This window comes from Sphingomonas sediminicola (assembly GCF_014489515.1).
In the GTDB taxonomy this organism is placed as follows: domain Bacteria; phylum Pseudomonadota; class Alphaproteobacteria; order Sphingomonadales; family Sphingomonadaceae; genus Sphingomicrobium; species Sphingomicrobium sediminicola.
Map to the genome: position 1 here is coordinate 2,120,635 of NZ_CP060782.1, position 23,491 is coordinate 2,144,125.

28 protein-coding genes, 1 tRNA gene and 2 pseudogenes are annotated in these 23,491 nt (G+C 63.2%); 19 read left to right on the plus strand and 12 right to left on the minus strand.

The features are described from left to right. Positions 1 to 129 precede the first annotated feature (129 nt). The 8 genes and pseudogenes from H9L14_RS11450 to H9L14_RS11485 all read left to right on the plus strand — a co-directional run bounded on the left by H9L14_RS11450 (position 130) and on the right by H9L14_RS11485 (position 5,525). Positions 130 to 483 carry a hypothetical protein gene (locus tag H9L14_RS11450; RefSeq protein ID WP_187708201.1) on the plus strand — a complete coding sequence of 118 codons (354 nt, stop codon included), beginning with the start codon at positions 130 to 132 and terminating at the stop codon, positions 481 to 483. Between the two features lie 146 nt (positions 484 to 629). Further along, positions 630 to 1,109 carry a hypothetical protein gene (locus H9L14_RS11455; protein ID WP_187708202.1) on the plus strand — a complete coding sequence of 160 codons (480 nt, stop codon included), beginning with the start codon at positions 630 to 632 and terminating at the stop codon, positions 1,107 to 1,109. A gap of 487 nt (positions 1,110 to 1,596) precedes the next feature. Further along, positions 1,597 to 3,467 (plus strand): annotated as a pseudogene (locus H9L14_RS11460) (ribonucleoside-diphosphate reductase subunit alpha). Beyond that, complete coding sequence (locus tag H9L14_RS11465; protein WP_187708203.1) at positions 3,467 to 3,625, plus strand: hypothetical protein; 159 nt, start codon at positions 3,467 to 3,469, stop codon at positions 3,623 to 3,625. The pseudogene H9L14_RS11460 and the gene H9L14_RS11465 overlap by 1 nt, the downstream one beginning before the upstream one ends. A 2-nt stretch (positions 3,626 to 3,627) precedes the next feature. Next, positions 3,628 to 3,825 carry a hypothetical protein gene (locus H9L14_RS11470; RefSeq protein ID WP_187708204.1) on the plus strand — a complete coding sequence of 66 codons (198 nt, stop codon included), beginning with the start codon at positions 3,628 to 3,630 and terminating at the stop codon, positions 3,823 to 3,825. After that, the gene (locus tag H9L14_RS11475; RefSeq protein WP_246444124.1) at positions 3,822 to 4,196 is read left to right on the plus strand and encodes a hypothetical protein; all 375 of its coding nucleotides are present in this window, start codon (positions 3,822 to 3,824) and stop codon (positions 4,194 to 4,196) included. The genes H9L14_RS11470 and H9L14_RS11475 overlap by 4 nt, the downstream gene beginning before the upstream one ends. Before the next feature lie 28 nt (positions 4,197 to 4,224). Continuing rightward, complete coding sequence (locus tag H9L14_RS11480; protein ID WP_187708205.1) at positions 4,225 to 4,437, plus strand: hypothetical protein; 213 nt, start codon at positions 4,225 to 4,227, stop codon at positions 4,435 to 4,437. Positions 4,438 to 4,439: 2 nt separating this feature from the next. Further along, the gene (locus tag H9L14_RS11485; RefSeq protein ID WP_187708206.1) at positions 4,440 to 5,525 is read left to right on the plus strand and encodes a ribonucleotide-diphosphate reductase subunit beta; all 1,086 of its coding nucleotides are present in this window, start codon (positions 4,440 to 4,442) and stop codon (positions 5,523 to 5,525) included. A 114-nt stretch (positions 5,526 to 5,639) separates the two neighbouring features. On the opposite strand, the gene H9L14_RS16725 is transcribed toward H9L14_RS11485, so the two are convergent. Next, positions 5,640 to 5,765 carry a hypothetical protein gene (locus tag H9L14_RS16725; RefSeq protein ID WP_281389382.1) on the minus strand — a complete coding sequence of 42 codons (126 nt, stop codon included), beginning with the start codon at positions 5,763 to 5,765 and terminating at the stop codon, positions 5,640 to 5,642. Between the two features lie 207 nt (positions 5,766 to 5,972). Then, positions 5,973 to 6,176, minus strand: a complete 204-nt coding sequence (locus tag H9L14_RS17475; RefSeq protein WP_187708207.1) for an HNH endonuclease — start codon at positions 6,174 to 6,176, stop codon at positions 5,973 to 5,975. Positions 6,177 to 6,451: 275 nt separating this feature from the next. On the opposite strand from H9L14_RS17475, the gene H9L14_RS11495 reads away from it, so the two are divergent. Next, positions 6,452 to 6,943 (plus strand): hypothetical protein, encoded by a 492-nt coding sequence (locus H9L14_RS11495; protein ID WP_187708208.1) that lies wholly within the window; start codon positions 6,452 to 6,454, stop codon positions 6,941 to 6,943. Positions 6,944 to 6,960: 17 nt separating this feature from the next. Next, positions 6,961 to 7,407, plus strand: coding sequence for a hypothetical protein (locus H9L14_RS11500; RefSeq protein ID WP_187708209.1), 447 nt, complete (start codon positions 6,961 to 6,963; stop codon positions 7,405 to 7,407). Positions 7,408 to 7,747: 340 nt separating this feature from the next. Here H9L14_RS11500 and H9L14_RS11505 read toward each other — a convergent pair whose 3' ends face one another. Next, positions 7,748 to 8,770, minus strand: coding sequence for a hypothetical protein (locus H9L14_RS11505; RefSeq protein WP_187708210.1), 1,023 nt, complete (start codon positions 8,768 to 8,770; stop codon positions 7,748 to 7,750). A gap of 137 nt (positions 8,771 to 8,907) precedes the next feature. Between H9L14_RS11505 and H9L14_RS16105 the strand changes: the two genes are divergently transcribed. Beyond that, entirely contained in the window at positions 8,908 to 9,306 is a 399-nt protein-coding gene (locus tag H9L14_RS16105) for an excalibur calcium-binding domain-containing protein (protein WP_246444126.1), read from the plus strand. A 321-nt stretch (positions 9,307 to 9,627) separates the two neighbouring features. Continuing rightward, complete coding sequence (locus H9L14_RS11515; protein WP_187708211.1) at positions 9,628 to 10,122, plus strand: carboxymuconolactone decarboxylase family protein; 495 nt, start codon at positions 9,628 to 9,630, stop codon at positions 10,120 to 10,122. A 3-nt stretch (positions 10,123 to 10,125) separates the two neighbouring features. Here the strand turns inward: H9L14_RS11515 and H9L14_RS11520 are convergent, their stop codons facing one another. Further along, complete coding sequence (locus H9L14_RS11520) at positions 10,126 to 10,470, minus strand: hypothetical protein (protein ID WP_187708212.1); 345 nt, start codon at positions 10,468 to 10,470, stop codon at positions 10,126 to 10,128. Positions 10,471 to 10,649: 179 nt separating this feature from the next. Between H9L14_RS11520 and H9L14_RS11525 the strand changes: the two genes are divergently transcribed. Continuing rightward, a complete protein-coding gene (locus tag H9L14_RS11525) occupies positions 10,650 to 10,976 on the plus strand; it encodes a TraR/DksA family transcriptional regulator (protein WP_187708213.1) in 327 nt (108 codons plus the stop codon). Between the two features lies 1 nt (position 10,977). Here the strand turns inward: H9L14_RS11525 and H9L14_RS11530 are convergent, their stop codons facing one another. The 3 genes from H9L14_RS11530 to H9L14_RS11540 all read right to left on the minus strand — a co-directional run bounded on the left by H9L14_RS11530 (position 10,978) and on the right by H9L14_RS11540 (position 12,967). Next, positions 10,978 to 11,568 (minus strand): hypothetical protein, encoded by a 591-nt coding sequence (locus H9L14_RS11530; protein ID WP_187708214.1) that lies wholly within the window; start codon positions 11,566 to 11,568, stop codon positions 10,978 to 10,980. 133 nt (positions 11,569 to 11,701) lie between these two features. Continuing rightward, positions 11,702 to 12,481, minus strand: a complete 780-nt coding sequence (gene ppk2 / locus H9L14_RS11535; protein WP_187708215.1) for a polyphosphate kinase 2 — start codon at positions 12,479 to 12,481, stop codon at positions 11,702 to 11,704. Between the two features lie 75 nt (positions 12,482 to 12,556). Beyond that, positions 12,557 to 12,967, minus strand: coding sequence for a thermonuclease family protein (locus tag H9L14_RS11540; protein WP_187708216.1), 411 nt, complete (start codon positions 12,965 to 12,967; stop codon positions 12,557 to 12,559). A gap of 423 nt (positions 12,968 to 13,390) precedes the next feature. Here H9L14_RS11540 and H9L14_RS11545 point away from each other — a divergent pair, with 423 nt between their 5' ends. Beyond that, complete coding sequence (locus H9L14_RS11545; protein WP_246444129.1) at positions 13,391 to 13,552, plus strand: hypothetical protein; 162 nt, start codon at positions 13,391 to 13,393, stop codon at positions 13,550 to 13,552. On the opposite strand, the gene H9L14_RS11550 is transcribed toward H9L14_RS11545, so the two are convergent. Further along, positions 13,549 to 13,944, minus strand: a complete 396-nt coding sequence (locus H9L14_RS11550) for an acyl-CoA thioesterase (RefSeq protein WP_187708217.1) — start codon at positions 13,942 to 13,944, stop codon at positions 13,549 to 13,551. The genes H9L14_RS11545 and H9L14_RS11550 overlap by 4 nt on opposite strands. Continuing rightward, the gene (locus tag H9L14_RS11555) at positions 13,941 to 16,001 is read right to left on the minus strand and encodes a S9 family peptidase (protein ID WP_187708218.1); all 2,061 of its coding nucleotides are present in this window, start codon (positions 15,999 to 16,001) and stop codon (positions 13,941 to 13,943) included. The genes H9L14_RS11550 and H9L14_RS11555 overlap by 4 nt, the downstream gene beginning before the upstream one ends. Positions 16,002 to 16,149: 148 nt before the next feature. Between H9L14_RS11555 and H9L14_RS11560 the strand changes: the two genes are divergently transcribed. Beyond that, positions 16,150 to 17,430, plus strand: a complete 1,281-nt coding sequence (locus H9L14_RS11560) for a carbohydrate porin (RefSeq protein ID WP_246444131.1) — start codon at positions 16,150 to 16,152, stop codon at positions 17,428 to 17,430. 115 nt (positions 17,431 to 17,545) lie between these two features. On the opposite strand, the gene H9L14_RS11565 is transcribed toward H9L14_RS11560, so the two are convergent. Continuing rightward, the gene (locus H9L14_RS11565) at positions 17,546 to 17,911 is read right to left on the minus strand and encodes a hypothetical protein (protein ID WP_222949821.1); all 366 of its coding nucleotides are present in this window, start codon (positions 17,909 to 17,911) and stop codon (positions 17,546 to 17,548) included. Positions 17,912 to 18,032: 121 nt separating this feature from the next. Here H9L14_RS11565 and H9L14_RS11570 point away from each other — a divergent pair. Next, positions 18,033 to 19,825 (plus strand): annotated as a pseudogene (locus tag H9L14_RS11570) (aminopeptidase P family protein). A gap of 13 nt (positions 19,826 to 19,838) precedes the next feature. Here the strand turns inward: H9L14_RS11570 and H9L14_RS11575 are convergent. Beyond that, a complete protein-coding gene (locus H9L14_RS11575; protein ID WP_187708220.1) occupies positions 19,839 to 20,879 on the minus strand; it encodes a prolyl hydroxylase family protein in 1,041 nt (346 codons plus the stop codon). Positions 20,880 to 20,969: 90 nt separating this feature from the next. Between H9L14_RS11575 and H9L14_RS11580 the strand changes: the two genes are divergently transcribed. The 3 genes from H9L14_RS11580 (at position 20,970) to H9L14_RS11590 (ending at position 23,017) form a co-directional block, all read left to right on the plus strand. Continuing rightward, positions 20,970 to 21,044, plus strand: a tRNA-Thr gene (locus H9L14_RS11580). 49 nt (positions 21,045 to 21,093) lie between these two features. After that, on the plus strand, positions 21,094 to 22,095 hold the full coding sequence (locus tag H9L14_RS11585; protein WP_187708221.1) for a threonine aldolase family protein: 1,002 nt from the start codon (positions 21,094 to 21,096) through the stop codon (positions 22,093 to 22,095). Between the two features lie 169 nt (positions 22,096 to 22,264). Then, positions 22,265 to 23,017 (plus strand): DMT family transporter, encoded by a 753-nt coding sequence (locus H9L14_RS11590; protein WP_246444133.1) that lies wholly within the window; start codon positions 22,265 to 22,267, stop codon positions 23,015 to 23,017. Here the strand turns inward: H9L14_RS11590 and H9L14_RS11595 are convergent, their stop codons facing one another. After that, positions 23,018 to 23,416, minus strand: coding sequence for a DUF6491 family protein (locus H9L14_RS11595; protein WP_187708222.1), 399 nt, complete (start codon positions 23,414 to 23,416; stop codon positions 23,018 to 23,020). Between the last annotated feature and the right edge of the window lie 75 nt (positions 23,417 to 23,491).

The following is a 23,491-nucleotide window of genomic DNA, read 5'->3' on the forward strand; positions in this document are numbered from 1 at the left end:
TCGTTGCGACAGTTCAACGATCTGAGGCTGACGCCGACAATGAGAAATGACCGTTAAGCGCGTTCGGATCGTCACAATCCAACCAGCCGGGGGACCCTGATGGGATCCGGTTATGATTGCGTTCTGTAAGTGCAAGGGTGGCGGCCGCCTCTCCGCGGCAAGGTCCACGGCACCCTTGATGGCTGTCTTTACGACATGCACGCGTTCTCGATCCGCGATTGTCGCGGATGTTTCATCGAGCGGGTGAGGCTGCGCGGCCCGGACCTGCCGAGAATGGGCGAAGACCTGATGGTTGCCATAGAGACGGTGCAGGCGTTCGGATCCGTCGCCTGGTCCGATCACGGCGAATGCGGCATTGCGTTCGATCAGCCGTTACCGCTGGAAACCGAGGAGCTTCTGCAGGGCAAGGTTCGGCTGGGCAGGGGTCTTCCGCTCGATATTCAGGCCGTCTTCGACAAGTGGGTGCTCGGCTCCGGACGATAGGTTCCGGGCCCTCGGCTGACGCCTCGTTGCGGCGGTTCCAGGCGAAGCGAAAGAAACCGCGTTCTTGGCATATCCAATGAGCGTATATCGCTTCGTCACCGCTTTGAGTCGGGCGGCGGCCTGTGATCCTGAGAAGGAGTTAGGCCATGAACGCACCATCGAAATTCGCACTGATCTTTGCGAGCTTCGCGCTTGCCGTCCCGCAGGGCGCGAGCGCGGCGGAGCCGAATGCCAAGTTGTGGAACGGCACCTGGCACCTGGACGCGGCGAAGTCGAAGTTCGCTTCTTCCGCGAAGGAAGCGAGCGAGACCCGGACTTACGACATCTCCGGCAAGAAGGTGACGATGAAGTCCAGCTCCAAGGACGCGGCGGGCAAGGAGCTCAATTTCAGCTACACCGCGGGCTATGACGGCAAGTGGTATCCGATGGTCGGAAACCCCAATGCCGATCGCATCATGCTGAGGGTCGTAAGTGACCGCGAGTTCAGGGCCAGCTCCCGGCTCAAGGGCAAGCCATCGGTGCATTCGACAGCCACCGTTTCGGCCGACGGAAAGCACCTCACGCTCACGCGCAAGATGCTCAGGATGAAGGGCGCTCCGACCGACGTGCTGGAGTTCGAACGCTAGATAGCCCGCGCGTTCAGACGCGGCGCCATCTCAACGCATGGGTTGCCATCGGCAAGACAATACCGGCGGCGAGAACGTTACGTCTGTTGAGCATTGTCGCCCCCTCGAAAGGGGAACACTTACACAAGGGTGCCTGTCCGCAATGAGTGGGAGGCAGGCATCCACAATGACTCATTGCGGGACGATCGTTGCGGCGAAGACTCATCCACAGGATATTTGCTTCACATCGAATTTACCCGCTTGCGTCTCACGACAGTTGGGGCACTATAGGTTGTAGCGAGGCAGGGGTGCACGCAATTACTGGTGTTCGGAGGCGGAATCTGCTATTCCGGTGACCGACCCGACTCGTCCCCGATTTCCACAGGGGACGGGCGTGAAAAAGCCCCTCGCAGCGCCGAAAAAGGCTATGGCGCCGGGCATGGCTCCGAGTCGAACATTTGGGGAACAGGCGATCTCTCCGGAGATCGATAGCGGACGGGGAAGCGTAATGGATTTTTCAACCGGTTCAGAAGTCCCGAGCGACGACACGGCGACTGCAGTCCGCACCAGCAAGACCGTCGACGCTCGTGCCTTCGAGGTGACCACCGACGAGTCCCGCGACGCCTTGCTGACCGAGTTCGGCAAGGAGACGTTGAAGGACCGCTATTTGCTCCCGGGCGAGGGCAACCAGGATCTCTTCGCGCGCGTCGCGGCCGCCTATGCGGATGACGCCGCCCATGCGCAGCGCATCTACGATTACATCTCCAAGCTCTGGTTCATGCCGGCAACGCCCGTGCTGTCGAACGGCGGCACCGGCCGCGGCCTTCCGATCAGCTGCTACCTCAACAGCGTTTCCGACAGCCTCGACGGCATCGTCGGAACCTGGAACGAGAACGTCTGGCTGGCCTCCAAAGGCGGCGGAATCGGAACCTATTGGGGCAGCGTCCGCGGTATCGGCGAGCCGGTCGGCCTCAATGGCAAGACCAGCGGAATCATCCCGTTCGTCCGCGTCATGGACAGCCTGACGCTCGCGATTTCGCAGGGCTCGCTGCGTCGCGGTTCGGCGGCCTGCTACCTCGACATCAATCACCCGGAGATCGAGGAATTCCTTGAGATCCGTAAGCCCTCGGGCGACTTCAACCGCAAGGCATTGAACCTGCACCACGGCGTGCTCGTCACCGACGAGTTCATGGAAGCCGTGCGCGAGGGGCCGAGTTCGAGCTCAAGTCGCCGAAGGACGGCAGCGTCCGCGGCAAGGTCGATGCACGCAGCTTGTTCCAGAAGCTGGTCGAGACCCGCCTTGCGACGGGCGAGCCGTACATCATCTTCATCGACGCGGTGAACAAGACGATGCCGAAGCATCACCGCGATCTCGGCCTCAAGGTCACGACCTCGAACCTCTGCTCGGAAATCACGCTTCCGACCGGCAAGGATCACTTGGGCGTCGATCGCACCGCCGTCTGCTGCTTGAGCTCGCTCAACCTCGAGACCTGGGACGAGTGGAAGGGCGACAAGACCTTCATCGAGGACGTGATGCGCTTCCTCGACAACGTGCTCAGCGACTACATCGCTCGCGCACCGGACGAGATGGCTCGCGCCAAATATTCGGCGGACCGCGAGCGCTCGGTCGGCCTCGGCGTCATGGGCTTCCACTCCTTCCTCCAGGCACGCGGCATCCCGTTCGAGGGTGCGATGGCGAAGTCGTGGAACATGAAGATCTTCAAGCACATCCGGGCGCAGGTCGACGAAGCCTCGATGATGCTCGCAAAGGAGCGCGGGCCGTGCCCGGACGCCGCCGACATGGGCGTGATGGAGCGCTTCAGCTGCAAGATGGCGATCGCTCCGACCGCGTCGATCTCGATCATCTGCGGCGGCACCTCGGCCTGCATCGAGCCCATCCCGGCCAACGTCTACACGCACAAGACGCTGTCTGGCTCCTTCTCGATCCGCAACCCGCACCTCGAAAAGCTGCTCAAGGACAAGGCCAAAGACACCGACAAGGTGTGGAACTCGATCCTCGAGCAGGGCGGTTCGGTGCAGCACCTCGACTTCCTGACCCAGGAAGAAAAGGACGTGTTCAAGACCAGCTTTGAGATCGATCAGCGCTGGCTGCTCGAGCTTGCGGGCGACCGCACGCCCTTCATCGACCAGGCTCAGTCGCTGAACCTGTTCATCCCGGCCGACTGCGACAAGTGGGACCTTCTGATGCTCCACTTCCGCGCATGGGAGCTCGGCATCAAGTCGCTCTACTACCTCCGCTCCAAGTCGGTGCAGCGCGCCGGTTTCGCCGGCGGGGTCGAGGCGGACAACACGCCCGAGCTTCGTGAAATCCAGGTCACCTCGACCACGGACTATGACGAATGCCTCGCCTGCCAATAGTGTCGCAGCGGACCCGCAAGGCAGCCACGCTCGCCGGCAGCGTTGTCGGCGGCCTGCTGCTGCTCGACCTCATCGGGTTCGTCGCGACCGCCTATTTCAGCGCGGAGCTTCTGCAATATGCGCAGCGCGCGGGCGTCGCGGGGATGCTGCCGCGGTGACGATGCGCGAGATCATCGAGCTTGTGGCTGCGGTCGCGATGGTCGCGGCTGGCATATACCTGTACCGGCGCCGTCCCGCCGACGGCGACCAGTACGGCAGCCAGGGCGCGGTGATCCTGTTCGTCGTTGCCGTCATCCTTGCGATCCACGGTCTCGGCCTGCTCGAATATCATCCGTCAGCTGCGGAGCTCGGCCAGTGATCTCCGCATTTCAGTTCACCAGTCCCCGGGTGGGGGAAAGAGGCCGGAGCCCGCGCGGCGGGGTGTCGCGCGCGTTCCGGCCTCGATACGCCGCGCTCTTCGCGGCCGCCCTCGCCCTCTCCGCCTGCGCTGCGACGCAGGACAGCGCCGCGGTCGCACCGACCGCGCCCGGCTTCCTGCTCGGCCTGTGGCACGGCTTCATCTTCCCGGTCGCCTGGATCGTTTCGCTCTTCTTCGACAAGGTCGCGGTCTACGCCGTTCCCAACAACGGCGGCTGGTACGACTTCGGCTATTTCCTCGGCATCGTCGTGTTCGGGTCGGCGCCCGCAAGAGCCACGTCGTCTACCGCGACCGCAACGTCATCGACGTGAAGGCCAAGCGGGTCGAGGAGCTCAACCTGTGAGCGCCGCGACCCTCTTCCTGATCATCGGCCCGATCGCCATGTTAGTCGGCGTGACGATGATGATCGCCGCCATCCGCGGCGGCGTCGGCCAGAACCCAAAGAGCACCGCAATGCTGATTGCCGGAATGATGGCGACCACGTTCGGAATGCTTTTCACCGCTTTCGCGATCGGCACCGCCGGTCCGGCAACAATTTCCCAAGGAGCCTGAGTATGCCCCTTCTCGAAGCCCGCAAGCAGTACAAGCCGTTCGAATACCCGTGGGCGTTCGAATATTGGAAGCGTCAGCAGCAGATCCACTGGATGCCGGAGGAGGTGCCGCTCGGCGAGGATTGCCGCGACTGGGCGCAGAAGCTCACCGACCATGAGCGCAACCTGCTCACGCAGATCTTCCGCTTCTTCACCCAGGCCGACGTCGAGGTGCAGGATTGCTACCACGACAAGTACGGCCGCGTGTTCAAGCCGACCGAGATCAAGATGATGCTGACGGCGTTCTCCAACATGGAGACGGTGCACATCGCCGCCTACTCGCACCTGCTCGACACGATCGGCATGCCGGAAAGCGAATACAGCGCCTTCCTCCAGTACAAGGAGATGAAGGACAAGCACGACTATCTGCAGCAGTTCGGCGTCGACACGGACGAGGACATTGCCAAGACGCTGGCCATGTTCGGCGGCTTCACCGAGGGGCTGCAATTGTTCGGCAGCTTCGCGATGCTGATGAACTTCCCGCGCTTCAACAAGATGAAGGGCATGGGCCAGATCATCAGCTGGTCGGTCCGCGACGAAAGCCTCCACTGCGAGGGCATCGTCCGCCTGTTCCACGCCTTCGTGAAGGAACGGAACTGCCTGACCAAGGCGGTGAAGGAAGAGATCATCGACGCCTGCCAGAAGACGGTTCGGCTCGAGGACGCGTTCATCGACCTGGCGTTCGAAATGGGCCCGGTCGAGGGCATGACTCCCAAGCAGATCAAGAAGTACATCCGCTACCTAGCCGACTGGCGCCTTGGGCAGCTCGGCTTCGCGCCAATCTACATGGTCGACGAGCACCCGCTGCCGTGGCTCGCGCCGCTGCTGAACGGCGTCGAGCATGCCAACTTCTTCGAGACCCGCGCGACCGAATATTCGAAGGCCGCGACCCGTGGGAATTGGGGCGAGGTGTGGGACAACTTCGACCGCCGGCAGAAGGCGAAGGCGGCCGCGAACGATGGCGATGGAGCAGCTTCCGCGGCGGAGAATGCGGCTGACGGCGAAGGCACCGGCGACATGTTCGAGAAGGCTGGGGTAGCGGCGGAGTAGAAGTCCGGAAATGAAGGAGGGCCCACGAAGGGCCCTCCAGCTCCCTCGCAAAGAAGGTATTGAAGTTCGTTCCCGCCGCGATTTCGGCCTCCAGCCCTTCCTGTTAGTAGCCGGTCAGCCAGCGGATGACCTCGTCGAGCTCCGCCTCCGTCCGCCCTTCGCCTCCGCCTTGCGGAGATATTGCGGGTACACCGCCGCGAAGGCCATCTTGTAGACGCGTTCCCAAATACTGCCGGACATGTGGACGTTTTAAGCGACGCCTAGAATAACAACCAGCCAAGACCGGAACCGACCAGAGCGGTAGCCGCCACCATTATCCACCACGTCCATGTCCGTCGGCGCCGCGCGCGAGCCATGCGTCCAACGAATTCAGGCGTCTCGAACTCGTCGAGTCCTTTCAGCCGCCGCCCGCGCGGCGTCACATGAATCGGCTCGGACATTGCAAGACTAGACGCGGCGAGGCCGCATCCGCTCTTTCTGCTCAGGCGGGTTAGTGCCGAGATGCCTGTTGCAACCCTTGTGACAGAGCCGGAGATTGTCGAGATCGTCAGTCCCGCCGTTCGCCTGCGCCAGAACATGCTCAATTGTTGCTGATCGGCGGGTGTTGAAAGGGGCCCGCCAAAGCGCATCGGATAACCGCAGCTCCAGCAATTGTCGCCGTCGCGTTTCCGCACCGCGTCGCGATTCTTCCGCCGCCTCAGATGCTCACTAAGCCACTTAGGTAGCCGACGCTTACTCACTCTCAACTGGTAACTTCGTCGTCGTTTCCAAATGGTTGATCCGCTACTTCCCCTCCGGCGGAACGACATTGTCCTGCGACGCGACCACCTGCCACTTGCCGTCGCGCCACATCCAGACGTCGGTCCAGAATCGGGAAACCAAACTCGGCGTCGGAACGTTGGGCGCGTCAGTAACAGGGGATAGTAATGGTACGCGTATCTGTAGCACTCCCGCTGGCGGCGCTCGCTTTGCTCGCCGGCTGTAAAACCAACGGCATTTCGGACGGAGTTGAAAGCGCTGGAAGCGCGGTCGCCGACGGCGCCAGCAATCTTGCCGGCGCAGGAGCTTCGCTGGTCAATGTCGACCTGCGCAACGTCCTCAACGACCTCGCGCTCGACCTGAAGATCGACAAGTCAAGCATCCCGATCAACGCCCAGATCCCGATCAACGTCGCCGCGAACGTGTGCGGCGTGTCGATCAACATCCTGTCCATCGGCGCGGGCGGCGGAAGCAGCCAGGGCTGCACCGCGAACAGCATCTCGCCGGAGCTGGCGCAGTACATCCAGCAGCAGATCGCTGCGAACGGTAATGTCGGCGGCGGAGCCCAGACGACCACCGGTTCGACCTCCGGCACCACCGGCACGGCGACGACGACCACCACTACGACCACGGATCCCTCGGCCCAACCGCCCCAGTAGCTTTCGGAGGAATGAAAATGTCGAAGTCCTTGAGACTGGCAGGCGCCCTCGCGTCCGTCGCCCTTCTCGCCGCCTGCAAGACCACTCAGCCGGACACCGCGCCTGCCATCGCCGGCGGCACGGGAACGGACACGACCGCGGGCAGCGGAACCACCGGCGGCACTGGCGGAGGCAGCGTCCCGGCGCTTGTCAGCGTGAACCTTCAGAACGTCCTCAACGATCTGTCCATCTCGCTGCAGGTGGATCGAAACAGCATTCCGGTGACCGCGCAGGTGCCGATCGACGTTGCCGCCTCCGTCTGCGGAGTGTCGGTCGACGTGCTCGCCGCGTCTGTCGCCAGCGGCAAAGCTTCGTGCACCGCGACTACCACCAGCGCCCAGCTAACGCAGGTCGTCCAGCAGCAGATCTCAACAGGCGGCGACGTGCAGGGCGGTGATCAGACGACGACCACGCCAGGCGGCTAATAACCGTCGCTGCCGCGCAGCCGCGCTCGGGGCTACAGCTCTTTGAGATGAACGGTGTACTGGCTGGGGACCAGCCCCAGGCGCTGCTCAAGCCAATCGTGATGATGAGAAGCGCGAGAGCGAACCCGACGACGCCGATGACGACCATCTGGGTGTCGCGCTCTTCCGGGTCCTTGACGACGACTTTCTTCACCACCGGCGGCGGATCGCGACGAATCCGCGATGCCCGCGCGGGCGCCACCAGCTTGACGGACTGTTTTCCGGTTTTGAGCGGAGCTGCCATGGAGCCGATAGTTAAGCCGGCATGGTTATCATCGGGTTAGCGCTCGACGGACTAGACCTAATCCGCGTCAGACTCACACAAAGGCGTTGCCCGGCTGATGATCGGATAGTCTTTCGAACCGGTCGAGACGTAATCGGCTGGCACTATCAGGCAGTAACCCGACGGGGTCTTCGCGGGCACTTTCACCGCGCCCGATCGAAAGTAGATCGCGCCTTTCTCGGTTTTTTGAGACGCGAGGCGAACCTGTGCCCTCCCGCCACTCGGAGGAGAATTCGAAAGGGCATACGCAGGGAGCGCTCTCGGCTTTGCATTCGCGGCCAACATCCCAGCGTAACGATCGGGCACAGGCTGACCTGGCTTCTGCATCATATAGGCGAACGGGTAACGCTCTCCGTTCCAGTCAACGTCGATGCGAAGCTCAAATGGCGGCTTGCCGGTCTTGAGCTTATCGAGAACGACTAGGCCCGCGTAGGATGAGCCGGGATCGACCGTAGTTCGCTGAACGACGTGGTTGTTCATTATCGCGATGGTCTGGTCGAGTTGAAACTGGATCGCCGCCATTCCGTAGGCCGTGTCCGCCTGGATGGCGTTCGCCCGAAGCTGGCCTGCGAGGCTCGGATAACTGCTGTGGATGCTGTAGCTGCCGTACGGACCTGTAATGGTGCTGTGATAGTAGTTGCGCTGGCTCGCAGCGAGCCCTGCGCTAATGCCACCCAGCATCGCCATTCCGAACTGCGTCCACCACGCCTTTTGCTTTGCTTGCCGTTCCAGCTCCTGAACAGAGAAGACCCGGAGTGACTCGCCGTCTTTGGTGACGTGAATATCCTCGAGCCCGATGTTCACGGGCTCTGCGCCGGCGTTGTAGAACGCCAGGGCAAAAACCGGCCGGTTGTTATAGAATCCGAACGAGCGAAGCTGGACGGCACCGCGCTGCTGCTGCAGATCCAGCGTGGGCACGCCTTTGACGTACCGTGCCCCCTCATTCCCTACGATCAGGCCGTGAACATCGAACGGTCCCTCAGCGGCTGCAGAAGAGGCCAAAGATAGAAGTCCGACAAACAGAAGCGCCCGCTTCGACATGCGCATATTCCCCGACTCGCGCCCGAGCAGCGATCACTTTGTGTTAACTTTTTGTTTAATGCAAGTTTAGCGCCTGAGTCGACCGGAACACTTCATGCTTTACTCCTCCGCAACCATGCCCGTGCGAAGATGACGGCATGGGCGTGAGGGAATTGCTGATCGGAGCGATCGTGCTTGGCGGCGTGGCGGGCTATGTCTGGTCCGTCGTTCCTCCGGCAGCGCCCACCTACAGCCGGCCTGACGCTTCGGTCCGCTTTTCGAAGGATGCGCCCTCGCCGGCCTTGGTCGAGGTTCCGCCCAGCACGGAAGAAGCCGCTGCCGACAGCGCTTGGTCGGCTGGCGAACCGGCACCGGATACTTCACGGGGAGCAAGCACGGCCCACGCCCGCCGCGCGATCGAGCAGAGCGCGATGTACTCCGGCTGCAAAGAGGTCCGCGCGCTCGGCAAGGCTCCGCTCTACGCCGGCCAGCCGGGCTATCGCGTCGAGATGGACGGCGACGGCGACGGCGTCGCCTGCGAACCCGTTCGCGGCTGATCCCGCGACAGAAAACCCTGTCCTACAGGCGCCTTCCTGTGTCTTAAGCTAACCGATCCATTCGGGCCGATCTGCAACTCATCCACCTGCGCGCCTGCACACGCGAGTAGAGGAGCGAACTTGGCGAACTTCCGCGTCCCGCGAAAACCGTCTCCTGTCCGGCCGAAGGTGACGAAGTGGAAGACCCCCGAATTCACTCATTCGGACAGTGCGATTTGGCCAACCTCCGCTCCGGCGAGGGTTACAGTCTGCCCGCACTTGAACCGCGATCCGCTCGTCCTAATTCACCCGTGGCGTCGCATCCAAAACAAGGAGGAAAGCATGTCCGTTGAACCGCTGCGGATGGACCTGTCGAAGATCGCTCCCGACGCCTACCGCCACTTCCTCCAGCTCGAAGGGCTGATCGGCCAGCATGTCGAGCGCAAGCTCCTGCACCTGCTCAAGCTGCGCGCGTCGCAGATCAACGGCTGCGCCTATTGCATCGCGATGCACACGGACGAAGCACTCCGCGACGGCGAGCCGACCGAGCGACTGACACTTCTCGACGCCTGGGAGGAATCCTCGGCATATTCGGACAAGGAGCGGGCAGCGCTCGCCTGGATCGAGGAAGTAACGCTGATCGCCGACACCGGAGCCTCCCGCGAAAGCTTCGAGGCGCTGAAGGCCCATTTCAGCGAGGAGGAAATCGCCTGGCTCACGCTCGCCGGCGTACAGATCAACACTTGGAACCGGATGGCGATCAGCAGCCGTGCGCAATACGACCGCGCGATGTTCTCGCACACGGCATCCGCGGCGAAGGCGACCGAACCGGCGTAGGCGTCAGGCCCGCTTGCGCTTCTGCTTCGACTTGGCGAACAGGGCCGCTTCGTTCTTGATCCGCGCCCGTTCCTTCACCTCGGCGGTGTCGCAGCCGTGCTTCGCGTTGCAGCGGGTGTGCGTAAGGCAGAGATTGTCGAGCGCTTCGCTCTCACCCGAAGACCCGAATGCGATCTCCTCGATCTTCGGCATAAGGTCGTGGCCGTCCTGAAGGTCGAAGCGCATCGGCCGCTTGCACCGCCTGCAATTGTCGCCGTCGCGGTGGCGAAGCTCCGCAACGCGCTGCGCGATCTGCTCCCGCCGATACTTCCACGGGTTCACATATTTGATGATGACGCTGCGGCTCATTCCCTCGACGATAACCCTATTCGCTTACCGGTCCGTGAATCTACCTATAGGTTTCAGACTGGGTTACGATGACAAGGGACCTGCCACCGAGGGCCGAAAGGCCTCGGCGACAGGGACCGGGAGTAGCGACGAACTGCTCTCGGTCCTTTTGTATGCTTGGCCTCGAAAGGAGCCGTCCGATGACCGACACCGCCGCCGCCAAGGCGCGTCTCGAAACGTCGCTCGCAGAGCTGGAAGCCCGGCTGACGCAGATCGCCCGCGACCTGTCCGAGCCGCTCAACGCCGATTGGGACGAGCAGGCGATTGAGAAGGAAGACGATGCGGCGCTCGAGGGACAGGGCGTGCTGATCGAGCGCGAAATCGCTTCGGTGAAGCGGGCGCTCGGCCGGATCGAGGACGGGACTTACGGCGAATGCGTCCGCTGCGGCCGCGACATCGCCGCCGGCCGGCTCGAAGCCAGGCCCGAAGCTGCGCTCTGCATCGATTGCGCCCGCCAGGCGGAGTGAATCACTTGGGCTGGGCGGCTTTAGCAGCTTCAGCCTTCGCTCTCGCCGCCGCGGCCGCTTCGGCCTCCTTCGCTTCCCGGGCCCGCTTGGCCTCCTGGTAAAGCTCATATTCGCTCGGCTGCGGGTCGGTGACGAACATCTTGCCGACATTCTGGCCGGTTACCGCCTTCTCGACCATCGTAGCCGCGGTCACCGCGGCGGCGAGGAGGTCGATCCCCGCCATGGGCCGGCAGCCCATCGGACCGACCGACTGGCAACTGGTGTCGACCAGTCGCTCCGGCCGCTTTGGCCGGGTCCGGTTCTTGGCGTGGCGCTGGGCGGCCAATACGTCGGGATCGATCCGGTATCCCTCGATCCGCGGAGCACAGACGACGATCGCGCTCGTGTCGTCCTTCACGTCCTTGGGCTCGGTCGTCTTGCAGGCTTCGGACGGCGCCTTCGCCGCAGGCTTGGGCTTCGGCGGCACCGCTGGACCGTAGGAGGCGGCCGCCGGTTCCGCAGCCTGCGCCGCCATGGCGAGGAGGATGGGCAGGCCGCTCAACATCCGAAAGACGATGCGCGACCGAAGCTGAACTGGAGTTGCATGGTTCAACGCCAACCCGGCTTGAAACTGACGAGATAACGGCGAGCGAGACCCGCGAGAACGAACGGCCGGGCGGCGAATAAAGACCGCGAGCGTCGTTGCGGCCAGAATCGCGACGCCTGCCGCCGCGGCGGAAATCGCATCAATCCGCCGGAAAGTCGGGGATCGGCTTCAGGATCTCGAATCGTTCCTTGAGCGGCTTATGGCCCAGTGGGGGCCAGTCGATCGGCTTTTCATCGCACTTCGTATCCGGCAGCCGGTCAAGCAAGTTGCGGATCAGCGTCAGACGGCCGCGCTTCTGGTTGTTGAAGTCGACCAGGGTCCACGGCGCCCAGTCGGTATGCGTCGCCTCGAGCATTTCCTCGCGGGCCTTGGTGTAGTCGGCATACTTCGTGCGGGCCGCCTGGTCGATCGGCGACAATTTCCAGCGTTTCAGCGGGTCGTCGATCCGCTCAGCGAAGCGCTTCTCCTGCTCCTCCTGGTCGCAGGCCAGCCAATATTTGAAGAGCAGGATCCCGTCGTCGGTCAGCATCTTTTCAAACTGCGGTGCGGCCTTCAGGAATTCGCCAACCTGCTCGTCCTTCGCGAAGCCCATCACCTTCTCGACGCCGGCGCGATTGTACCAACTGCGGTCGAACAGGATGATCTGGCCGGTCGTCGGCAGATGCGCCGCATAGCGTTGGAAGTACCACTGCCCGGCTTCGGCCTCGGTCGGCTTGGGGAGTGCGACGGTGCGGCACTGGCGCGGATTGAGTCGCGCGGCGATCGCCTGGATCGCCCCGCCCTTCCCCGCCGTATCGCGGCCTTCAAACAGCACGACGACGCGTTGCCCGGTTGCAGCGACCCAGCGGGCCATCGCGACCAGCTCCTCCTGCATCGGCTCGAGCAGCTTTTCGTATTGCTTACGCTTGAGCTTCGACATCTCCGACACCTCTGTTCCGCAACCCTTTGCGGATCAAAGGCCGTATGAGGACCCAGCGCAAGCTGGGCAGCCTCCTCAGCACCAGTTCCGCGTGATATCCCCGATCTCGCGAGCGAGCCCTTCGCGAACCATCGTCCGGCCGACATCCTTCCCATCGACGGCAACGTTTCGAAGCAGCAAGCCGAAGCGGTCGAGATCCTGCGGAATCCTGGTGAGCTCCAGCTCACCGGAATTAAGCATGCGCTGGAGCCTTACGGCCGCATTCTGCCCGAGCGCCGCCTCTTTCGGGCAGGCTGATCCGTATAATTGCGGTGCCTCGATGCCCGCGATCCGGATATTCTTTCCGCCGAGATAGAAGCTGTCGCCGCTGGCAACGCAATTTGTCAGGCCGCCGTCACTGCAAAGGCCGAAGACGAGCCCCTTGCTGGTTGTTGCGGAGACCGCGGATTGCCGCTCGCCGCGTTCTAGGATGCCGCTCCCCCACAAGCTGAAGGCAGCTGCTAGAGCGACGACTGCAATCGGCAGGGCGAACCCACGACGCGTGGCAACTGACGGCCGCTCGGAACGTCGAGTGACGGCAAAATCGGAAATCGGCCGCGAGCCAGTCCAATTTATTGCTGGTCCACCGGAATTCGCATCGGGCCAGTAATCCGTGGCGCGAGTCCACCTTCGCGCGTCGCGGCGCTCATATCGTGCGATGTTGTCGTTGTGCTTGGCCAATCACTCTTCCCGCGACTCACACCATAAACGAATGACGCCAAGCAGTGGATGCACGCCTGCGAAAAGTGGCAGTTCGGCGGACCGACGCTTTGTCTCGCCGATTTGCAGCGGAAGCGCCTGTTAACCGGGACCTGCGACAATCCCATCATGATCCCGATGCGTCACAGCTGGATATTCAGGAGCCGATGGATGGCGCTCATCTGGGCGGCCGGGATCATCTGGCTGGCCGTCGACATCGCGGTTCCGGACGACAGCTCAAGCAACACCGCAGCAAATGCGACCGATGTCACCGGGGCGCCGATCTCCAAGGATGACGAGAAGGCTCTCGTGGACGCGCTCAACAGTCTCTAGACGAACGGTGCGATAACCTCCGGCGGCACACGGATCGGCCGCCCCGACGTCCGATCAATAATCGCCCAACTCGTCCGTGCTCGGACGCAGGTCTTTCCGTCCGGCCCAACGAACTCGACGAGACGGTCGAAACGCGCCCCTTTCGGGGCCTCACCGACCCATGTCCGGCCGATGATGCGATCGCCTTCGTAGGCGGCGCGCAAATAATCGATCTCATGGCGAACCACGACCCAGAAGTAGGCGTCGTGGTGCGTCGGATCGCAGACTGAATGCCAGTGCGCGACGGCGATGGTCTGAATCCACTGGACCCAGACCGCATTGTTGACGTGCCCGAGCTCGTCGATGTGCTCCGGCGCCGCCGTGAATTCGAACTCGAATACGGGCCTGGTCATTGCACCTGCGTCAGGACGAAACCGTAGGTTTCCGCGACCTCGTGCAGCCGTTCCCAGCGGCCCGACTTGCCACCGTGCCCCGCACCCATGTTGATCTTTAGCATGAGGAGATTGTCGTCAGTCTTGTTCTTGCGAAGCTTGGCGGCCCACTTTGCCGGCTCCCAATAGGTCACGCGCGGGTCGTTGAGGCCGCCGGTGATCAGCATCGGCGGGTAATCCTGCGCCGCGACATTGTCGTAGGGGGAATAGCCGCGGATCGTGTCGAACGCCGCCTTGTCGGTGATCGGATTGCCCCATTCCGGCCACTCTCCCGGCGTCAGCGGCAGCGTGTCGTCGAGCATCGTATTGAGGACGTCGACGAACGGGACGTCCGCTACGACCGCGCCCCACAGATCTGGATCGGAATTGACGACAGCGCCCATCAGCTCGCCGCCAGCAGAGCCACCGTTGATGCCGATGCCGCCCCTGTGTGTGAAACCCTCGGCAATCAGGCCCTTCGCGACATCCACGAAATCGTTGAACGTATTGGTGCGCTTCTCGAGCTTGCCGTCCAGGAACCACTGGTAGCCGAGGTCGTCGCCTCCGCGGATGTGGGCGATGGCATAGGCCCAGCCGCGGTCGAGCAGACTTACGCGATTGCTGTTGAAGGCGGGCGGGATGGCGTGACCGTAAGCGCCGTAAGCGTAAAGGAAGAGCTTGCCGCTGCCGTCCTTCTTGAAGCCCTTCGGATAGACGACGGAGGCCGGAACCTGCTTGCCGTCGCGGGCTATAATCATCACCCGCTCGGTCTCATATTTTGACGCGTCGTAGCCTGACGGGATTTCCTGCACCTTCAGGACTTCGAGCCGGTCGTCCTGCGGGTGATAGTCGTAGACCGTCGCCGGCGTGACCAGCGACGAATAAGCCAACCGATAGGCCTCGGGCGCAAATTCGGGATTGCCGAGGAAGGCGGTGGAGTAGCTCGCTTCGTCGAACGGAATGCGACGCTCTTCACCCTCGTACGTCCGCAGAATCAGCTGATCGAGGCCATCCACGCGCTGCTGGATCGCGAGGTGATCGCGGTAGGACGTTACGTGGCGCAGATAGACACGGTCGGAACCCGGAATGACTGTCGTCCACTCGCCCGGATTGGCCGGATCGGCCTCGGCGAGGCGGAAGTTCACATGGTCGTCGTTGGTGAGGATCCACAGCTTCCCGTGCGCAGCGTCGACGTCGTACTGGCGCTTCTCCTTGCGTGCAGAGACCAGCGTCAGCGGCCGCGTCGGGTCGTCCGCGCCGACGAAGCGCACCTCGCTGGTCGCATTGTCGCCCGTCGCGACGATGATCAGGCTGCGGTCCTGCGAATGGCCGACACCGACCGAGAAGCCGAGTTCCTCCGTTTCCTCGTAAAGCGTGACGTCCTGGTCCGTCGTCGTGCCGAGCCGGTGGAAGCGGGCGCGGTAGCTGCGCCAGTTCTCGTTGACCTCAGTAAAGACGATGCCGTCCGATCCGCTCGTCCAGACCGCGGAGCCGATGCCGACCTCGGTGACGGTCTCGATGTCCTTGCCGGTGGCGAGGTCGCGGATGCGGATGGCGAAGCGTTCCGCCCCGCTGTCGTCGACGTAGATCGCCGCGAGCTTCGCGTCCGGGCTGACCTCGAGCGCGCCGAGCCGGAAGTAATCCTTGCCTTCGGCCTCGGCCGGCTCGTCGAAAATGACCTGGTCGTCGCCGCCGCCGACCGGCTTGCGATACCAGGTCCGGTACTGAGCTCCGGGCTTGAACGCCCACCAGTAAAGGAAGTCGCCGTCGCGAATCGGGACCGAGGATTCGTCCTCCTTGATGCGCCCCTTCATTTCCTCGAACAGCTCGTCGAGCAGGGCTTTGTGCTGTTCCTGCCAATGCCCGAAATAGTCATTCTCGGCCGTCAGATAGGCGAGCACGTCCTTGTCGGTGACCTGCGGGTAGCCCTGGTCGCGGATCCAGTGCCATGGATCATCGATCGTCACGCCGTGCCGTTCGTAGGAATAGGGCCGCTCTTCGGCGACAGGCGGGGCGGGAAACGCAGCGGGCTTGTCCATGCGAACGCTCTTAGCGCGATGACGGGCTACGGGAAGTGGAAGCGGATGAGCCGCATGTCTGCTTTGGGTGGAAAGCTGACATTCGCTCGTTCATTCTCACGCTGGGCACGCTTGACATTGTCATCTTCGCCATACGGAATTCACGGGCATGCAGGCGGCATTTCAAAAATGGACCTTCGGCGCGTTCATGATCGCGTCGACAACGCCGGCCCTCGCTCAACTGCAGGAAACCGGCTCGAACCCAACGTCGCAGGCAGAGGCTGCGTCGAAAGCGACCTCGCCCCACATCCCCGCACCAAAGGCGGAAGCGGAAGGCGCGGCGGTCGACCTTTCGATCGTCTATACGTTCGACGTTTGGCACAATTCCCGCGGCGGAATCCGCGAGGGAACTCGCTATCTCGATAATCTCGACCTGACGGCGAAGGTCGATGCCGAGAAACTGCTCGGGTGGCGCGGCGCGACTCTGTTTGCCTATGCGCTCTACAACAATGGTGAGGGTATGAGCCGCGACCTCACCGGCGATTTCCAATCCGCGTCGAACATTGAGACCGACGTGCGGGCCGGACGGCTGTATGAAGCGTGGATCGAGCAACGGTTCGCTAAAGACCAGGCTTCCGTAAAGATCGGCCTTTATGACCTCAATTCCGAGTTCGACTGTCAGCAAACGGGCGCCTTGTTCATCAATTCGAGCCAGGGAATCGGCCCGGACTTCTCGCAATCGGGAGAGAATGGACCCTCCATCTTCCCTGTGACCTCTCTGGCATTGCGGGGGGATTATCGTTTCAAGGGTGGCTGGCTTGTCCGCGCGGCAGTGCTCGACGGGGTCGCCGGAGATCCCAACCATCCGAAGCGCTTCGCCGCGATCGAGCTGCGTCACGGCGACGGGGCATTGCTCGTTGGCGACGTCGAGCGCGAGCTGGGTCGGTACCGTGCCGTGATCGGCTACTGGCGCTACACGGCTCAGTTCGACGATATTCTCGCAACCGCGCGGGCCGGCCACCCGGTCCGGGGCGGGGGTAATGACGGCGTTTATATGACCCTGGAACGGCGTTTCGTACCAGTCGACCAACAGACCGATTCCGGGCTTCGCGGCTGGCTGCGGCTGGGCTTCGCCAACGACCACTACAATCCGCTCGACCATTTTTTCGGCGGTGGCCTGGTCTATACCGGCCCTTTCAAGCGGCGTGCCGAGGATCAGGTCGGGATCGCGTTCGGCTGGGCCCACTTCGGCAAGCCTTACCGACGCGCCGGTGCGCTCAAGGGAAATCCGAGCTTGAACTTTGAACTATCGATCGAGGGAACGTACCGCGCCGTCGTCAACCGCTGGCTGACGCTACAGCCGGACCTCCAATATATCGTCAATCCCGGTGCCGTCCCCGGCCGGCGCAATGCCCTCTTGTTCGGCCTTAGAACGCAGGTTGGCTTCTAGTCCATCTTCTCAGAGCGCGTCCGCGGACCGATCTTTTAGTTGCCTGCGAGCAAAAGTTTCCGGCCATTCAGCCGACGTGGCCAATGGCAGGAATGGGTCGAAAGCGGGAAGCTAATTACACTATCTTACGGCCGTGCCCTTCCTTGGAAGCAGCGTGAAAGAACGCCGCTGAAATCAGCCACAGGGCTGCAAAAAAGCCGTTGAACAGCAATACCTTTGGCGCGCCACCCGGCATGTTCGCGGTTACCGGCGCGGTTGCAATCAGGGCGCCGAGGCACAGCTGCATCACCGCTACGCCGAGCATGGTCCGCGCCATGCCTGCGGCGCGGAACCAGGCGGCGAACCCGCCGACCGCTGCCGCCATGATCACCATGAAGTAGCCGATGCCGGTGCCGTCATCGCGGACGATGGTAGTCCACGCGGTGAGGAACGATGCCACGATGGCGATGCCGACGCCCGCGCAGTAGGCCGATCCGGTCATATGCTCCACTCTCCTGAGATTGCGGTCTTACCATGACATCCGCCGGGATGATTGGCCTGAGCGGGACGTGAGGAAATCCTGAAAACTTGTTGAGGCTGGCGCGCGGGCCTAGGTAGCGTCCATGTCCAGCTATGCAGACCGCCTGAAGGCACTTCGCGAGCAGCTCAAGGCCGACCAACTCGACGGCTTTGTTGTCCCGCTTACCGACGAACATATGAGCGAATATGTGGGCAGCTACGCGCAGCGGCTCGCCTGGCTGACGGGTTTCGAGGGCTCCGCAGGTTCGGCGGTGGTCCTGCCGCAGGAAGCCGCGATCTTCGTCGACGGGCGCTACACGCTTCAGGTGCGTAGCCAGGTCGACGGCAAGGACTGGTCCTATCAGTCGGTGCCGGAAACCAGCGTTGCCGACTGGCTGAAGGAGCATGCGCCGCAGGGCGCGCGCATCGGCTACGACCCGTGGCTTCACAGCCGGGACTGGGTGAAAAAGGCGACGGAAGCTCTCGCGGCGCGCGGCGCGGAGCTGGTCGCGGTCGAGCAGAACCCGATCGACAAGGTCTGGTCCGACCGGCCCGAGGCGTCGAAGGCGCACCTCGCCGTCCAGGCCGAGAAGTACACCGGCCGGTCGTCCGCCGATAAACGCCAGGAAATCGCCGACTGGTTGACCGAGAAGCACGCGGACGCGGCCGTCCTGTCGGCGCTCGATTCGATCGCCTGGGCGTTCAATGTGCGCGGGCAGGACGTGTCGCGGACGCCGGTGGCGCTCGCGTTTGCACTGGTCCGCTCGGACGGCACTGCCGACCTTTTCGTCAATCCCGAGAAGATCAGCGCTGAGGTCCGGCAGCATCTCGGCAACGGCGTTCGCCTCCACGACCGCAATGCGTTCGAAGCCGCCCTTGGCGAGCTGAAGGGCCAGACCGTCGCGGTCGATCCGGAGCGGGCCGTTGCCGCTATTTTCGAAGCCCTCGACAAGGCCGGCGCGAAGATCCTTCCGGTCCGCGATCCGACCATCCTTCCGAAGGCGATCAAGAACTCTGTCGAGATCGCGGGTCAGAAGTCGGCGCAATATCGCGACGGCGCGGCGATTTCGCGCTTCCTGCGCTGGGTCGAGACCGAAGCGCCGAAGGGCGACGTCGATGAGCTCAAAGCCTCCGACTATCTCGAAGCGCTCCGCCGCGAGGACCCTGAGCTTCGCGACCTGTCGTTCGACAGCATTTCCGGCGCGGGTCCCAACGGAGCTATCGTCCACTACCGTTCGAGCGAGAAGACCAACCGCAAGCTGGAGATGAACTCGATCTATCTAATCGATTCGGGCGGCCAGTATCTCGACGGAACGACGGACATCACCCGCACGGTCGTCATCGGCGAACCGACGGACGAGATGCGCGACCGCTTCACCCGTGTACTGAAGGGTCACATCGCCGTCGCGACCGCGATCTTCCCGAAAGGCACCCGCGGAACCCAGCTCGACAGCTTCGCCCGGCGGCCGCTGTGGGAAGCTGGCCTTGATTACGCCCACGGCACCGGTCACGGCGTCGGCAGCTTCCTCTCAGTTCACGAGGGCCTCAGCGCATCTCACCGGCGGGAAGCGCCCAGGCGGGCGGCGACGAGCCGCTACGCGCGGGCATGATCCTTTCGAACGAGCCCGGTTACTACAAGACCGGCGAGTACGGCATCCGCATCGAGAACCTCGTGCTGGTCGTGGAGCATCCGGTCGAGGGCGCGGAGAAGGAAACCCTTGCGTTCGAGACGCTGACCTTCGCACCGATCGAGCGACGGCTGATTAAGAAGGACATGCTGAGCCCGTCGGAGCTGAAGTGGCTCAACGCCTATCACGCCCAGGTGCTGGAAAAGATCGGCCCGCGGCTGGAAGGCGACGACCTCGCCTGGCTCGAAAAGGCCTGCGCTCCGATCTAGCTTTGCGGGATGCTCAACTGGGCGCGCGGTTTCGCACCCATTGCGAGAAGACCCATTTCTGGCCGCTTGTCGGTGCGCGTCCGGCGTGCTGCGTCCTCGGATCGGGTTGGCCCGACCGGTCCACGTTTCTGAACATCAGCGCATCGCCTGTGGCTCCGCGATGTTCCAGGCCAAGGCGCGGGAAACTCGTTGCTCCTCCCTCGAAATCCTCGTTGAGGTAGACGAGGACGGTCACAATTCGCTGACCATTGCGCGCAATCTCCTCGCCGAGGGCCTGGGGATCGAGGAAGTCGCAGTGGAGAACGAATTCCTGGCCCACCTCATAATGGAGCACTTGCGACACTTCGAGGCATTGCTGCGGAGCGCCCAGAGCCAGCGCAATTCGCGTGCGAAAGACTTCCGAAATAACGTCCTGGTGGGCGAAGCTGAACGGAGCGAAGCGATTGGTGCGGCCAGGATCGACACCATGCTGATAGACCTCCGAAGCCTGAAGCCTCGGCCCCGCTGCAGCGATCAGCCACTGGCATTCGGCGGCGGTGGCGATCGCCGGCACGGCCAGGATCAGCGGATCCGCCGAAAGGGATCGCGGCTGTGGAACGCTGAGGCACTTCGCCATGGAAATGCCTGTCCGGACATCGCGCCAGGAGCGCCCCTCCCCTGTCTCGGGTACCTGCGGTTCGAACCGGTTGTCTGCAAGCACCCGCAGCTGCTTCGCCGCCCAGACGGATCCTCCCTCCGCCGCCAGGGCGAGCGAGTCGAGCGCCTTTTCCCAATCGCTTTGCCGACCCACGCCCCGGCATTCGAACACTGCTCGTCTCGCGATGGCTTCGGCGTTTCCTGCGGCCGCCGCGGCATCGATGAGATCAACGGCCCGTTGCCAATCCGAGGCCGCCGCAGGACCCCCAAGGATCGCCATGCCTTCGCGGAACCGCGCCTCATCGTCCGAGCCGCCGCCACCTTGGCCCAACTCCCGCGACTGCGCTTTCCTGCGGCGCAGGTTTTCCCGGAGCGCCGCGGCGAGCCGTTCCTCGCGTTGCTTGTCCTTGCCCGACATGGCACTCCCCTAAGCGTTCGTTCCGGGACCGGGCAAGTCGGGTTGACGGGCGAGACCCGCTTGGCCATAGGCGCGGCTCTTCCGGTCAGTGCTGCCGTAGCTCAGTGGTAGAGCGCATCCTTGGTAAGGCTGAGGTCGTGAGTTCAATCCTCACCGGCAGCACCACCGTTCCCTAGATTGACGCGCGTAGCTGGCGCCGCCATGCGGCGAAGCCATGCGCTTCTTCTCCGACAATGCGGCTGCCGCGCACCCAGCGGTAATTGAGGCGATCGCGCGCTCGAACCACCTCGATACGGCTTATGACGGCGATGCGCTTAGCCAGAGCCTCGATCGTGCATTTTCGGAGCTGTTCGAGACCGATGTCCGCGCCTTCTGGGTCCTGACGGGGACTGCCGCGAACTGCCTCGCGCTGGCCGCGCTTTGCCCGGGGTACGGCGGAATCATCTGCCACAAGGACGCGCATATCGAGGTCGATGAGGCAGGTGCGCCGGGTTTTTTCGCCGATGGCGCCAAACTGATGTTGGTCGACGGGCCGGGTGCGAAACTTTCGGCGGAATCCGTTGATGCGGCGGTTGGAGAAGTGCGCAAGGACGTACATCAGGTTCAGCCCAAGGCGCTGTCGATCACCAATGCGACGGAATATGGCCTGGTCTACTCGGCCGCCGAGGTCGCATCGCTCGGCGAGGCGACGAAACGGCACAGCCTGAACTTTCACATGGACGGAGCGCGCTTGGCCAACGCCGTGGTCAGCACCGGTGCGAGCCCGGCGGACCTCACATGGCGGGCTGGCGTGGACGCGCTCAGTTTTGGCTTCGTAAAGAATGGCGGTCTGAATGCCGAGGCACTGATCCTGTTCAGGACTGAGCTGGCGGACGAGATCGCGGTCCGGCGGAAGCGCGCGGGCCATCTCGCATCCAAGGGCCGCATGTTCGCAGCCCAGATCCTCGCGCTGCTCGAAAACGACCTTTGGCTCGACAATGCCCGGTCAGCCAATGCGGCAGCGCAGACGATCGCCAACGCGGCTGGCGAGCGGCTCATATACTCGGTCGAAGCCAACGAGATCTTCGTGAGGGCGACGGCGGCAGAAGCCGAATCGCTCCGAGCCGAGGGCTTCGACTTCTACGACTGGGGCCCCGACGAAATTCGCTTCGTGACCAGCTGGGACCAGGGCGGCGAGCCCGTGGACCAGCTCGCAGCGGCGATCGCGGCCCTGTGAGCCACAAGCGCTCGGCCTTCGCCGAGGTCGGCCTGCCCTTCATCATCTTCACCGCAATCTGGGGATCGACCTGGATCGTCATCCGGGACCAGCTCGGCATCGTCCCGCCGCAATGGTCGGTCGCTTACCGATTCATCATCGCCGGGACCGCGATGGCCCTGGTCGCGAAATGGAAGGGGAGGACCTGCGCCTCGGGCGCGGGGCAATCGTCCCGATCGCCTTCCTCGGATTCGCCCAGTTCTGCATCAACTTCAACGCGGTCTATCTTGCGGAGCGCCACATCACCTCCGGCGTCGTCGCGACCATCTTTGCGCTGCTGCTCATCCCCAGCACGTTGATGGGCTGGGCGTTCCTCGATCATCGGCCGAGCAACCGGTTCGTATGGAGCTCGCTGGTCGCGATTGCCGGGATAGCACTGCTGTTCGTCCATGAATTCCAACAGCATTCCGCACGAGCCGGAGAGATCACAATTGGGATCGGACTGACGCTGTTCGGCATGGTCGCAGCTTCGGCGGCCAACGTCTTTCAGGCGCGCGACGAGATCCGCCGCTTTCCCTTGTTCAGCATGCTCGCCTGGTCGATGGCCGCGGGCGCCATCATGGACGCTGCGATCGCCTTCGCGATGAGCGGGCCGCCGGTTTTCGACAACCGCCCTGGCTACTGGGTCGGCGTATTGTACCTCGCGCTTCCGGCCTCGGTGCTGACGTTCAGCCTCTACTACCCAGTGGTCCGCAAGATCGGCCCTGCCAAGGCAGCCTATTCGAGCGTGCTGGTGCCGATCATCGCCATGGGCTTCTCGACCGTCCTCGAAGGGTATCGCTGGACTCCGATCGCCGTCGCGGGTGCCGTGCTGGCACTAGGCGGAATGGTGGGCGCGCTGACACGCGGGAAGAACGTCCTCGCTCCGCCCGACGCGGCCTGATCATTTGTAGTACTTGAGGGCGCGCGCCTCCGCGTCCGTCAATCGTCTCACGCTACTGACAAGGCAGCGCTGCGGGCCAATGCCCGGATCGGCGATCACGAGATCGGCGTCGAAGCCCTGACAGATCCAGGAGCTGCCACTTCGGGTGACGACAGCCACTTTCCTCGCCCAGTTCACGTTCGTGCACACGCCCGCGAGTTCGAGGCGGTAATAGCGCCGGACGCCGGCCTGGATGTCGATGGTGCTTTCACCCTGCGCAGTGAAGCTGCTGATGTTGCGGGCATTGAAGCATTCGCGCCCCGAGCTCGCTGCTGAGGCAGGCGCGCTCGCGGCCTGCTGAGCGCAGGCCGCGAGGGTCGCGACCCCAATCGAAAGGAGGGTGAGAGCGGACCTGGTCATCGGCTTGCTCCTGCTGCGGATGGTGCAACGCCTAAGTCGGACTGCCCATTCACCTACGCCCACGCTCATTGCTTC

What these genes read in the sequence shown, in the direction of transcription:
- H9L14_RS11455 (WP_187708202.1), top strand. Translation starts at nt 630, where the DNA reads ATGAACGCACCATCGAAATTCGCACTGATCTTTGCGAGCTTCGCGCTT.
- H9L14_RS11470 (WP_187708204.1), top strand. Translation starts at nt 3,628, where the DNA reads ATGCGCGAGATCATCGAGCTTGTGGCTGCGGTCGCGATGGTCGCGGCT.
- H9L14_RS11485 (WP_187708206.1), top strand. Translation starts at nt 4,440, where the DNA reads ATGCCCCTTCTCGAAGCCCGCAAGCAGTACAAGCCGTTCGAATACCCG.
- H9L14_RS16725 (WP_281389382.1), bottom strand. Translation starts at nt 5,765, where the DNA reads ATGTCCGGCAGTATTTGGGAACGCGTCTACAAGATGGCCTTCGCGGCG.
- H9L14_RS11495 (WP_187708208.1), top strand. Translation starts at nt 6,452, where the DNA reads ATGGTACGCGTATCTGTAGCACTCCCGCTGGCGGCGCTCGCTTTGCTC.
- H9L14_RS11500 (WP_187708209.1), top strand. Translation starts at nt 6,961, where the DNA reads ATGTCGAAGTCCTTGAGACTGGCAGGCGCCCTCGCGTCCGTCGCCCTT.
- H9L14_RS11505 (WP_187708210.1), bottom strand. Translation starts at nt 8,770, where the DNA reads ATGTCGAAGCGGGCGCTTCTGTTTGTCGGACTTCTATCTTTGGCCTCT.
- H9L14_RS16105 (WP_246444126.1), top strand. Translation starts at nt 8,908, where the DNA reads ATGGGCGTGAGGGAATTGCTGATCGGAGCGATCGTGCTTGGCGGCGTG.
- H9L14_RS11515 (WP_187708211.1), top strand. Translation starts at nt 9,628, where the DNA reads ATGTCCGTTGAACCGCTGCGGATGGACCTGTCGAAGATCGCTCCCGAC.
- H9L14_RS11520 (WP_187708212.1), bottom strand. Translation starts at nt 10,470, where the DNA reads ATGAGCCGCAGCGTCATCATCAAATATGTGAACCCGTGGAAGTATCGG.
- H9L14_RS11525 (WP_187708213.1), top strand. Translation starts at nt 10,650, where the DNA reads ATGACCGACACCGCCGCCGCCAAGGCGCGTCTCGAAACGTCGCTCGCA.
- ppk2 (WP_187708215.1), bottom strand. Translation starts at nt 12,481, where the DNA reads ATGTCGAAGCTCAAGCGTAAGCAATACGAAAAGCTGCTCGAGCCGATG.
- H9L14_RS11545 (WP_246444129.1), top strand. Translation starts at nt 13,391, where the DNA reads ATGGCGCTCATCTGGGCGGCCGGGATCATCTGGCTGGCCGTCGACATC.
- H9L14_RS11550 (WP_187708217.1), bottom strand. Translation starts at nt 13,944, where the DNA reads ATGACCAGGCCCGTATTCGAGTTCGAATTCACGGCGGCGCCGGAGCAC.
- H9L14_RS11555 (WP_187708218.1), bottom strand. Translation starts at nt 16,001, where the DNA reads ATGGACAAGCCCGCTGCGTTTCCCGCCCCGCCTGTCGCCGAAGAGCGG.
- H9L14_RS11560 (WP_246444131.1), top strand. Translation starts at nt 16,150, where the DNA reads ATGCAGGCGGCATTTCAAAAATGGACCTTCGGCGCGTTCATGATCGCG.
- H9L14_RS11565 (WP_222949821.1), bottom strand. Translation starts at nt 17,911, where the DNA reads ATGACCGGATCGGCCTACTGCGCGGGCGTCGGCATCGCCATCGTGGCA.
- H9L14_RS11575 (WP_187708220.1), bottom strand. Translation starts at nt 20,879, where the DNA reads ATGTCGGGCAAGGACAAGCAACGCGAGGAACGGCTCGCCGCGGCGCTC.
- H9L14_RS11585 (WP_187708221.1), top strand. Translation starts at nt 21,094, where the DNA reads ATGCGCTTCTTCTCCGACAATGCGGCTGCCGCGCACCCAGCGGTAATT.
- H9L14_RS11590 (WP_246444133.1), top strand. Translation starts at nt 22,265, where the DNA reads ATGGAAGGGGAGGACCTGCGCCTCGGGCGCGGGGCAATCGTCCCGATC.
- H9L14_RS11595 (WP_187708222.1), bottom strand. Translation starts at nt 23,416, where the DNA reads ATGACCAGGTCCGCTCTCACCCTCCTTTCGATTGGGGTCGCGACCCTC.